Here is an 11613-nt window from a genome sequence, read left to right as displayed (position 1 = left end):
TCAGAACTCGACGCCGTCGTCGGGCACGGGACGGGCCGACCCCGCCACCGGACGGCCGGCCAGCTCGTCGGGGGTCAGCCAGCGGGTGTGCTCGACCACGGTGCGGGCCAGCCCGAACGAGACCGACCACACCGGCGGCTCGACCAGGTTGGCCCCGGCCCCGACCGCCACCGGGGTGAAGCAGCGCTGGGCCAGTGCCCGGTCCGCACCCGACAGGTCGGCCTCGCCGACGAACTCGTCGTGGCTGCGGGTGCGGCCGCCGCTGACGACCGGGGCCGACGCGCTGAGCCGGGTGGTCTCCTCCTGCACGGCGGCGTCGACGGTGCGGTGCACCCAGGCCCAGGCGCCGGGCAGGGTGGCCGGGTCGGCGGCGGCCCAGCGGCTCAGCGCGGTGCCGGGCTCCGCGCCCTCCGACAGCAGGTAGTCGGGGTCGACGGTGCGCTGGTGCAGCTCCCCGGACGTGCGGGCGCCGTGCTCGAGGAAGGCGGCGAACCCGCGGTCCATCCAGCCGCGACCGAAGGTGGCCCGCTGCACCCGCTGAGCGGCCAGGTCGACCTGGTCGGCGTCCGGTGCGGAGGCGCCCAGCTGCACCGACAGCGGGAAGGTCACCCCGTCGCCCGCCCCCTGCCCCGGGCCGGGCGCCGGCTGCCCGGTCGGGGCGAGGAAGCGGGCCAGCACGTCCACCCAGCGGCGCAGCTGGCCGTACAGCTCGGTCCGCACCCGCAGGTCCTCCACCGCCCGGGGCAGGTTCTGGCGGTGGACGTCGGCGGCCCGCACCAGCGAGCGCTGCCGGGCCAGCGCCTGGAACAGCTCCTGCTGGTGGCGGACGAAGACGACCGACCCGCCGACGGCGAAGCCGACCACCAGCACGAGCACGGCGATGACGGTGGTGGCGACGTCGAGCACGCCGTAGGCCCCGAGCACCACCGCGAGCACCGACAGCAGCACCGTCACCCCCGCCATCCCGAGCAGCCGGCGTCCGAGGCTGCGCTGGCCGCGCCCGGCCGCCGGGTCGTCCTCCACCTCACCGCGGGCCTCCTCCAGCGCGAGGAGGATCTGGCGCACCTCCCGACTGGACTCGACCACCTTCGCGCCGAGCTCGCGCCCGCAGGCGGTGGCGAAGCTGTCGGCCCAGCGCTCCCGCCAGTGCTCGAGCTGCTGGATCCGCTCGACCGGGGCCCCGCCCTCGACGCTGCGGAGCTGGCGCAGCCGCATCTCGACGCCGAGGTGGTCGGCGGGGTGCAACCGGTCCTCGACGGACTCCAGCGGCGGCACCACGTCCTCGACCCGGGCCAGCACGGCCCGCTGGTGCCCGGCCGCGACCGGCTTCAGGGTGGGGTGGCGCTCGCCCGCGTCCAGCAGGGTCATCGCCGCGCCGAGGAAGTCCCGCCACAGCTGCGGCACCCGCACCGGGGCGGGGACGCTGACCGGCTGGTCGGGCAGCCGCACCTCCGAGAGCTGGGCGGCCGCGCGGGTGAGGTCCTCCAGCCCGGCCGGGCTGCCGTCGGGACGCACCCCGCGCACCACCACGGTGTAGGCCGAGTCGGCCTGGCCGAAGACGGCCGCGTGCACCCGGGCCGCGACCTGGGAGGCGACCTGGTGCCGCACCGCCCGCGCCCACCGCTCCGGGGCGCCACGGACCGCCGAGGCGAGGAAGCCGAGGAACAGCCGCAGCGCCTCCACCGGGCCGACGTGCTCGGTCCGGGGCTCCGGCACCTCCTCCCGCCCGCTCCACAGCGGGTGTGCCGACGCCCAGCGCCGGGCGGTCTCCTCGGTCACCTGGCGCACCGAGTCCGCCGGTACGGTCACCGCGACCTGGTCGCCGTCCCAGGGCAGCGGGAAGGAGCCGCCGCCGGGCAGCACCCGCTCGCGCACCTGGGTGGCGGCGCCGCCGAGGTCGAGCCGGCGGTGGAAGGTGCGCACCACCCGGGCCCGCGGCACCGGGGAGCTGCTGGCGCCGTCGTAGGGGGCGCCGGGCTGGCCGCGCCACAGCCCGAGCAGGGCGCACAGCGCGGCGGCGGCGTGCGGGCCGAGGCCGACCGGGTCGGTGCGCTCGTCCAGCTCCTGGGCGGGCGAGCCGGGGGCGCGGGAGTCCTCGGGTGAGACGACCAGGGTGTGCCACTGCCCGCGCACCTGCCCGGCCAGGGCGTCCTCGCCGCCGGGGCGGCACAGGACCACCCGCAGCAACTCGACGGCGGGCCCGCGCTGGCCCGCGACGGACCCGCGCAGCTCCTCGGCGCGGGCGTCCAGGTGCTCGCCGTCGTCCCCGCACGGGTCGGGCAGGGCGGGCACCAGCACCGCGAGCCGGACCCGGTCGGGCTCGGTGCGGGCCACCACCTCGTCCACCCGGACGGGCCGGGCCAGGCCCGCGGAGACCAGCAGGCTGCGGTCGGCGGCTCCTCCGGGCTCGCCGGCGTCCACGAGCACGAAGTCCTCGACCAGCCCCAGCGCGTTCCAGTCCCGCAGCACGTCACCGACCCCCTCCAGGGGACCGCGCGGGCACAGCAGGACGGCCAGCGCCATCAGAACTCCACCAGGTCGTCCGGTGCGGCGCCGGCGGCCACCTCCACCATGGCCGCGACCCGCTCGGCGGCGGCGACGAACTCGGGGGCCAGGTCGCTCATCAGCGGCAGGCTGCCCGCGGCCGTCCGGGTGGCGGGGCGGAAGAAGCGACCGCCGGGGGCGAGGTACTCCGCCCGGACCAGCGCCCCGGGCCCCCGGGGGTGCTCCACCAGCCACTGCCGGGCCGCGCCCGCCCGCTCGGCCGGGGCGGCCTCGCGGATCGAGCGCACCGAGGAGGTGGCCGCCGGGTCGGTCAGCCAGGAGCGCAGCAGCCGCACCCCCGAGGCCTCGACGGCCGGTCCGACCGGGCCCTGGGGCGAGTCGTCGGCCAGCGACCGCAACGCCCGGTAGGGACGCATCGACTCCATCGTCTGGCTGCTGCCGGCCAGCGCCAGCAGCGAGGACTCCAGCACCGCGGGGAACCAGTCGATGGCGTCGACGAAGGCGGTCCGCGGGGTGAGCAGCGGGTGCGGGAAGGCCAGCCGGGTGCCGTCGCCGTCGACCACCTGCACCGGGTCGGTGTAGGGCGGTGGCGGCAGCTGCAGCCGGCCGGTGACCAGGCCGATCAGCCAGCCCTCGGCCAGCGTCCGCCGCTCCACCTCCGTCATCGGCACCGAGGCCGTCAGCGGACGGGCCCGCCGCCACAGCCAGAAGCTCTGCCGGGCACCGGACGAGGCGGCGTTCCAGTCGTCACGGATGCCGTTGAGCACCGGGGCGAAGGCGACCGGCGAGACCGGCATGTGGGAGCCGAAGATGTCGACCCGGCGGGCGGCCGACGAGGTGGCCAGCGCCCGGTCGAAGCGCTGCAGGCTGCCCTCGGCCACCGTCCGGTCCTCGGCCAGCACCCGGCGCAGCGGCTCCAGCACGGCCATCTGGTCGAACGGCACCGCGGAGAACTTGTACTCGAAGTCGATGCTGCCGCCGGTGCGGTTGACCACGTGCTCGTCGATCCCGGTCAGCGGACGGGCCGCCCGCAGCGCCAGCCCCAGCTTGGTGGTCAGCTCGGAGACGGTGCTGCGCGGGTCGTGCTCGAGCTGGGCCTGGACGTGGCTGCGCAGCGACACCCGGCAGTAGCTGTCGAAGCTCTCGTCGGGACGGGCCACGAAGGCCCGGGCCCGCTGCAGCACCTCCGCCGGAGCCAGCCCGACGTGGTAGTCGGGCAGGGTCGGCATCAGCGGCTCCCCGCCGTCGGGGTCGGCCACGAACTCCCGCGCCACCCACACCCGCTGGACGTCAAGCAACCCACCGGGTGCCTCGCCCTGGGCCACCGGCCACCGCCCGCTGGCGACGGCCCGCGGCACCGCGGTCACCTCGTGGCCCTCGGCCCCGGCCAGGGCGCGGCGCAGGTGCTCCTCGAAGGCCGAGCGGAACACCGCGGTCGGGGTGAGGGTGACCTCGTTGCGGGCCGGCTCGAACCGCGACGGCACGACCTCGCTCTGCGGCCAGGCCGCGTAGGCGTCGGTGGCGGTGACGGCCACGCCGACCGACCCGGCCTCGGTGCGCCGGGCGGCGGCCAGCTCCTCGGCGGCGCGGACCAGAGCGCTCCGCAGCCGGGGCAGCACGTCGCGGGCCAGCGCGGCCGCGCCGCGGGCGGCCCAGCCGGCGGCGGAGACGTAGAGCTGGCGGACCCCGCTCTCGGTGGCGGACTCCAGCACGCTGTCGAGCAGGGTGTCCCCGCCGGTGCCGCCGGTGATCTGACCCTTCGTCCGGGCCAGCGCCTCGCTCACCCGCGGCGGCACCGCCACCGGCGGCACGGTGGCCGCCGACATCGAGCGCAGGTGGCCCACCGACTGCTCCAGCACCGACTGGACGCCGTCGACCAGGGTGGTGCCGTAGGCCAGCCCGAACCGCGACACCTCGGCGGCGACCACGTCGAGGACGGCGCCGTGCAGCTGCTGCAGCCACTCGTTCGCCCAGCGGTAGGCCTCGGCGTCCAGCCGGGCGCCGTAGCCGGCGGCGGTGCGCCGCAGCGCCTCCCCCACCACGCCGCCCCAGTGCACCGCGGTCTGGCCGAGGCTGCCGGGCAGCTGCGGGCGCAGCACCTCGTCGACCACCCCGGTCACCCGGCGGCCGACCTCGGCCTGCGGCAGGGTGCTGAGCAGCCACTGCTTGACCACCTGCTCCGAGCCCGACTCCGGGACGCCGAGCCGCGGCGCGAGGTGCGTCCACTGCGAGCCGACGAGGTCGCGGGCCTGCTGGTCGCCGCCGGCGGGATTGCCCGGCTGCAGGTGCCCGTCGAGCATCCGGTCGACCGTCATCCGGGCGATCCGCTGGGCGGCGTACTCGGCGTAGCGCTCCCGGCCCATGGTGAGCGAGGCGTAGCCGAAGGAGCCCCAGGCCAGCGTCCGGCCGTCGGAGCCCCAGCCGAAGACCGAGGTGTCGACCGGGGCGGAGGCGTTGGTGAGGTCGAAGGCGGCGAACTCCGCCGACGCGGTGCCGCTGGCCACCAGCGCGGCCAGCCCGCGGCCCAGCGCCCGGTAGAGGTCCTTGGGCTCGGTGCCGAACCGGGCGCCGCCGTGGCCGCTGAGCCCGACGGGGAAGACCCGCTTGAAGGGGACGTCCTGGCCGGAGTCGTCGGTGATGCCGATGGCCCCGAGCAGGGCGTTGTCGTGGCGGCGGGCCGCGCCGGCCTGGGCGCTGACCACCTCCCCGACCATGCCGAGCCCGTTGGCCCGCACCCCGGGACGCTCCGACTCCGGCAGCGCGTCGAAGGTGTCGGGGGTGGCGAGGAAGGTGGCCACGTCGTCCTGGCGGATGCCGAGCTGGACGAGCATCCGGCACAGGTCGAGCGTCATCGAGGAGCCGGCCCCGCCGGCCATCGAGCCGACCACCAGGACGAGGGCGGCGTCGTTGGGCGAGTAGCTCTCTCCCAGCTGGCTGCTCACCTGCTGCAGGTCGGCGTGGGCGCGGGCGTCGTTGACCCGCTCCCAGGCGGCGCGCAGCTCGTCGCGGACCCGCTCGGCCCCGTTGAGCAGCACCATCCGGCCGACCGCGCGCAGCTGGCCGGCGCCGTTGGCGACGCTCTGCGGCGGGGCGGTCGGGTGCCAGCCGGTCGCGGTGCGCCGCGGCGCCCAGGTGCCGAGCTCCGCCAGCGCGCCGGTGGCGCGGGCGCTGACGTTCTCGTCGCAGTGGCTGTAGGCCAGCCCCTGCCGGCCCAGCCCGAGGTAGGCCCCGCCGGCCTCGCGGACGGTCGGGAGCCCGTCGGGGGCGCGGTCGGGTGAGGAGGGGACGTCGACGCAGAGGAACTGCCAGCCCGAGGGCAGCCCGTGCTCGCCCAGACCGGTCACGCCGAGCCCGGCGAGGTCCGCGCGCAGCTGGTCCATCATGTAGGCCAGGGTCGCGCCGCCGGTGCCGCCGCACCCCACCACCAGGAACCGCTTCACCCTCGTCCTCCGCTCTGCTCGTCCTGCACGATCGGTCCTGTCCTCACCGGCTGGGCGGCTCGGCCCAGGGGTCGTAGGGATCCGGACGCCGCCCGTCCGGGGCGGGCCCGTCGGCGCCATCCTGCCGGGGGCCGGGTCCGTCGAGCATCCAGTCCGCGTCCGGCGCGCCCGCGGCCGGGGCCGGCGGCGGGGTCGGCGCGTGCCTCCGGAGGATCTCGGGCAGCCGCCGGGCGGCGGAGTCGAGCAGCGCCTCGCGGCCGGCGTCGCCGGTGTGCAGCCCGACCAGCAGCAGCAGCCGGTGCTCGCCGTCGGGGCGCAGGCTGACCGCCCACTGGTCCTGGCAGGCCAGCGGCAGCCGACCGGTGCCGTCGGTGGCCGGGGCGGGGCTGGTCGAGGTGGCGACGGGCCCGTCGGAGCGGACCACCACGTGTCCGGCGCCGAACGGGTTGACCCCGACGGCGGTGCGCAGCTCGAACCCTGCGGCGGCGGTCCGGCGGGAGCCGCGGGCACCGAGCGGCAGCAGGTCCTTCAGGCCGGCCAGGTGCGCGGCCGAGAGCGGACGCCCGTGGCTGGTGACGACGTCGCCGTCGAGACGGACCGGGAGGCTGCGCACCAGCACGGGCGCGCCCGGGATGGTGGCCAGGGCGTACTTGACCAGCCAGAGCACCAGCAGCGGCAGCGCCAACCCCAGCACCAGCGCGAGGAGGAAGGTCGCCACGGCCAGCCCGACCTGCAGCGGGGCCAGCATGTCGGCGGTCCAGCCCAGCTCGACCTGCTGCACGCGCCCGGGGTCGTCGGCGGCGTCGACCGGGGCGGTGGCGACGGCGAGCGTCCCGCCCAGGGCGCCGTTGCCGGTGTCGGAGGCGGTCAGCCGCAGCGGCAGCTCCCCGCTCTCCCCCTCGGCCAGGCACAGCTGCCCGGGTCCGGCGACCTCGGAGGTGATCTCGCCGGTGACGTCGGCGGGCCCGGTCTGCACGGTGCTCGAGCCGTCGGCCAGCCAGACGCAGCCGGGCCCGGTGACCGGGAGCACGGCGTCGGCGGTGGTGGTGGCGTCGAGGGTCCCGAAGGCGACCTCGCGGCCCAGCATCGGGTAGCCGAACGGCGGGAGGACCCTGGTGGGCACGGTGACGGTCTGCGGCTCCAGCGCGGTGCCGGGCACCTCCGTGCCGTCGGCGTCGGTGGCGGGCGCGGTCGTGACGGCCAGGGTGAGGGTGAGCGGAGCCGGTCCCGGGGCGACGGCGGTGAGGTCGAGCGGGTGCGGGTCGCCGATCCGGTCGAGCGGCTCGCCGTCGGCGAGCACCACCGGGTCGGCCCCGGCCGGTCGGAGGACGGCGGTGAACGTCGCGGTGCCGAGCAGGGCGTCGGTCTCGACCCCCTCGCCGTCGAGGTCGGTCAGCCCGAAGACCAGCTCGGGAGTCTCGCCAGCTCGCAGCTCCAGCGGGTCGGGGCTGGTGACGGTCGGGACGAGGTCGCCGGTGAGGTGCAGGTCCAGGGTGGAGCGGGCGCCCTGGGTGCTGCTGGTGCGGTCGACCGCGGTGACCGACCAGACCCCGGTCCAGCCGCCGCTGCCGACCTCGCCCCGCTGGAGGGTGAGCGCGGTGGAGCGGTCGGAGGTCCACTCCTGGCGCAGCGTGACCCCGTCGAGGGACCGCCAGACCGGGTCGGCGCCGGGGGTGAAGACGACCTCGCTGCCGTCGGGGGCTGTGAGGACGACGTCGACCGGCACCTCGGCGTCGGTGCTGAGCAGGGCGCGGGCCTCACTGATGCTGTCGTCGAGGACGAAGGGGTGCCGACCCTCGGGGCAGACCTCGCCCTGGCAGACCTGGCGCTCGGTGGTCGTGGGCTCCTGGCCGGGGTTCTGCAGCCGGTCGAAGGCCCGGATCAGCGACTCGATGCTGTCGGCCTCGGTGAAGCTGCCGACGGTCGGTCCCTGGATGGCGCCGCACCCGCCCTCGCCGGTGGAGATGCCGCGCATCAGGTCGAAGTCGGCGCCGCCGCCGGCGCTGAGCCCGATGCCGAAGACCGTCACCGGGGCCCGGCGGAGCTGGTCGGCCACCCCGCCGTCGCGGCACAGGTCGTCGGCGGCCAGCCGCTCGGCCTCGGCGTCGCTGCCGGGGCGGGTGAGGTCGACGTCGGGGGCGTAGGGCTTGCGCTCGCCGTAGCGTTCGGCCTCGGCCGGGTCGGTGCGGTCGTCGAGGTCGAGCGAGCCGTCGGAGAACCACAGCACCGCCTGGCAGCGCTCCTCACCGGCGGCCTTGTCGGCCAGCGCCTGGCGGGCGCCGTTGAGCGCGGTCCAGTAGTCGGTCTCCCAGCCGTCGTCGGCCCCGGCGAGGGCGGCGACGTCGTCGCGGACCCGGTCGCCCGAACCGGCGAGGTCGGACCAGCGGCCCGGACCAACCAGGTCGACGCCGAAGGTGGCGACGGCGACGTCGAGGGCGACCTCGCGCTGCTCGGCGAAGCGGCCGAGCTGGCGGACCAGGTAGTCGGCGGCGCGGACGCGCTGGTCGTCGGGGTCGGTGTCGACGAGGCTGGCCGACTCGTCGAAGAGCAGCAGCAGGTCGCCCGCGCCGGCCCCGACCAGGCAGCCGCCGTAGGCGCCGACCGCGGTCTGCTCCGGCCCCTCCGCCGCTGCCCGCGGGGCGAGCCCCGACAGCGGGAGCCCGAGCAGCACCGGCAGCAGGGCCAGCACCGCCAGCAGCCGGGCGCGGGCACGAGCCGCGGCGCTCACAGGCGTCCCACCCAGTCGGCCAGCCGCCAGGCCGTCACCGCCACCGCGAGCACCACCAGCACGGAGACGACGACGTAGGCCGGACGCACCCAGCCGGGAGCGGCGTAGACGGGACGGGTGCGGGCCAGCACGTCACGACGGGTGTAGAGCGCGAGCAGACTGACCGCGACCGGCCCAGCCAGCAGCCAGCCGCCGAGCGGGACCACCGGCACGGGACGGGCCACTCCGAGCACCAGCAGCACGGCCACCACCGCGACCCCCAGCGCCGCCGCGAGCCAGCCGACCGGCGGCCGGGCCACCGCCACGGCGTCCCCGGCCGAGCCGCCGCCGACCGGTGCGGGCGGTGCGGGCGGACGCGTCGGGGCGCCCTGGGTCCAGTCCGTGCCGGGGTCGCCGGGACGCTGCCGCGCCGGGTCGTCCCACAGGCTCATCGCCGTCCTCCTCGCCCCGCGCTCACCGCGTCAGCACCTCGAGCAGCCGCACGAGCACCGCGTCGGAGGGAGCACCCTCGCCGAGCGAGCGCCACCACGCCTCCACCGAGCCCGCGCCCACCGCGGCCAGGTCCGCCCGGGTCAGCGGCACGGCGAGCTGGACCGCGGCGAGGAAGACCGCGCCGGGTGCCAGCAGGGCCAGCGCCAGCACCACCCCGGCCAGCACCCGACGGCGCTCCCGCACCACCCCGACGACCGCGAGCACCGCAGCGGCCAGCACGAGGAGGAGGGACACCGTGCCGACCTGGGCCGCAGTGCGCACGCTGACGCCCCGGGTGGGGACGGCCTCGGCCAGGCCGTGCCAGCCGGCGAAGGCGAGCCCGGCGGTGGCCAGCAGGGTCAACCCGAGCGCGACCAGCGAGGCGAGCGGCCGGCGGCGTGGCAGGCCCTCGCGGCGCTCCCGGTCCATGGTGGCGCGCAGGTCGTCCAGCCGGCCGGCCAGCGGCGAGGCGGCGCCGCGGGACGGGCCGAAGGGGTCGGGTGCCGGGCTCGACGGACGCCCCGCCGACCCCGGACGTCCGGGGTCGGCGAAGGGATCGAAGTCGTCGTGCGGCACGGACACCCCCTGGCTCAGGCTGTTTCGTACCACAACGAGGTGCTGGGGGCAGAGGTGCCGGCTCAGCTGAAGGAGAGCCGCCAGGGCAGGGAGAGGACACCCGGCAGCTGCAGCCCGAGCACCGTGGCGGCCCGCAGCAGCAGCGCCTCGGGCCCGCCCGGGGTCACCCGGACCGCGCCCGCACCGACCGGGTCGGTCCAGCCGGAACCGGTCTCCCCGCGGGGGCTCTCGCTGGAGCGGGCCGGGCGCAGCTGGGACAGCACCGCCGAGGCCGGCACGCTGCGCAGCCCGACCCGTTCCCGGTCCAGCCCGGCCAGCTCGCACGCCCGCTCGACCGCGACGTCCATCCCGCCGAGGTGGTCGACCAGGCCGTGGCGAGCGGCGTCCGCGCCGGTCCAGACCCGCCCGCGGGCCAGCGGCTCGAGGACGTCCAGGGCCATCCCGCGGTCGGCGGCGGCCTTGCCGGTGAAGTCGGCGTACACCTCGTCCAGCCAGCGGTCGAGGACGGCCCAGTCGTCGTCGGTGAACCCGCGCAGACTGCTGAACATGGCCGCTCGCTCGCCGGCGGTCATCTCCTCACGGACCAGGTCGACCTTGTCGGTCAGGCCGGTGGTGACGAACTTGCCGGCCAGCACCCCGATCGAGCCGGTGAGCGTGCTGGGGGCGGCGACGACCTCGCTGGCGCCCATGCTGATGAAGTAGCCACCGGAGGCGGCGACGTCGCCCATCGAGGCCACCACCGGACGTCCGCCCTCGACCAGCCGGCGGACCTCGCGGCGGACGGCGTCGGAGGCCACGTAGGAGCCGCCGGGGCTGTCCACCCGCAGCACCACGGCCTTGACGTGCTCGTCGTCACCGGCGGCGCGCAGGTGCTGGGTGATGGTGTCCGAGCCGGCGGTGGGGCCGCCCAGGACGCTGCCGCGGGTGCTGGGCCCGGTGACGATCGGCCCGTGCACGCCGACCACGGCGACCGAGTCTCGGCGCTTGTCGACGAGGTTGCGCAGCATCGCCGGCCCGCCGCGCTCGGCGGCGTAGCGGTGCACGTAGTGCAGGTCGACCTGGGGGCCGGCGGCGGCGTCCTCGCCCTCCCCGGTCGCCGCCGCACCCCACTCCGAGCGGAGCCAGGCGTAGACCTCGTCGCGGTAGCCGAGGTGGTCGACCAGGCCTCGCTCGCGGGCGTCGGCGGCCGTCAGCGGGGCCGCGTCCACGGCAGCGCGGACCTCGTCGCTGGGCAGCTCACGGCGCTCGGCGACCACGGCCACCGTCTCCTCCAGCACGCTGTCGGCCAGCCGCTGCATCATCTCGCGCTGGGCCTCGGTCACCTCGGCGGCGGCGAACTGGTTGGCCGCGGTCTTGTACTCGTGGCGCTGGCCGAACTGCGGCTCCACGCCCACCTTGTCCAGGGCGCCGCGGAGCAGGGTGACCTGCAGACTGACCCCGGTCAGCCCGACCGCGCCACTGGGCTGCAGCCAGATCTGCTGGGCGTGGGCGGCCAGCCGGTAGCCGAGCAGCCCGTTGGACAGCTCGCCGAAGCTCTCGGTGAACGCGACGGTGGGCTTCTGCGCGCCGAAGGCGGCGACCAGCGCGCCGACCTCGTCGACCTGGGCGGCGCTCAGCGGGCAGTCGCCGACGTGGACCACCAGCCCGACCACCTTCGGGTCCTTCGCCCCGGCCCGCAGCCCGTCGCGGATCCCGCGCACGGTGGGCACGTGCATCGCGCGCAGGAAGTCCCCGGGCGAGCGTGGCGGGGTCGAGAGGACCCCGCGGCTCAGGTCGAGCTCCAGCACGGTCGGCAGGCTGGGACGGCGGCGGACGAGGTCGGTGAGCTCACGCGTGAGGTCCATGCCGGCCAGCGTAGGTGGGCCCGCTGACACGGGGAACGGCTCGCGGCGT

6 protein-coding genes are annotated in these 11613 nt (G+C 76.9%); all 6 read right to left on the bottom strand.

Annotated features, from left to right (window positions below):
- Positions 1-2523 (bottom strand): hypothetical protein, encoded by a 2523-nt coding sequence (locus DT076_RS19425; protein WP_158548143.1) that lies wholly within the window; start codon positions 2521-2523, stop codon positions 1-3.
- A complete protein-coding gene (locus tag DT076_RS13835) occupies positions 2523-5945 on the bottom strand; it encodes a tubulin-like doman-containing protein (RefSeq protein ID WP_158548142.1) in 3423 nt (1140 codons plus the stop codon). The genes DT076_RS19425 and DT076_RS13835 overlap by 1 nt, the downstream gene beginning before the upstream one ends.
- A gap of 43 nt (positions 5946-5988) precedes the next feature.
- A complete protein-coding gene (locus DT076_RS13830) occupies positions 5989-8673 on the bottom strand; it encodes a hypothetical protein (protein ID WP_114127267.1) in 2685 nt (894 codons plus the stop codon).
- On the bottom strand, positions 8670-9104 hold the full coding sequence (locus DT076_RS13825) for a hypothetical protein (protein WP_114127266.1): 435 nt from the start codon (positions 9102-9104) through the stop codon (positions 8670-8672). The genes DT076_RS13830 and DT076_RS13825 overlap by 4 nt, the downstream gene beginning before the upstream one ends.
- 22 nt (positions 9105-9126) lie before the next feature.
- Positions 9127-9720 carry a DUF389 domain-containing protein gene (locus DT076_RS13820; protein WP_147264149.1) on the bottom strand — a complete coding sequence of 198 codons (594 nt, stop codon included), beginning with the start codon at positions 9718-9720 and terminating at the stop codon, positions 9127-9129.
- 62 nt (positions 9721-9782) lie between these two features.
- Positions 9783-11564, bottom strand: a complete 1782-nt coding sequence (gene sppA, locus DT076_RS13815; RefSeq protein ID WP_114127264.1) for a signal peptide peptidase SppA — start codon at positions 11562-11564, stop codon at positions 9783-9785.
- Positions 11565-11613: the final 49 nt, after the last annotated feature.

Origin of the sequence: Desertihabitans brevis (assembly GCF_003327535.1) — a bacterium.
Classification (GTDB): Bacteria; Actinomycetota; Actinomycetes; order Propionibacteriales; family Propionibacteriaceae; genus Desertihabitans; species Desertihabitans brevis.
The sequence above is the reverse complement of the archived record's forward strand: the minus strand, read 5'-3'. Positions and strand labels throughout refer to the sequence as shown.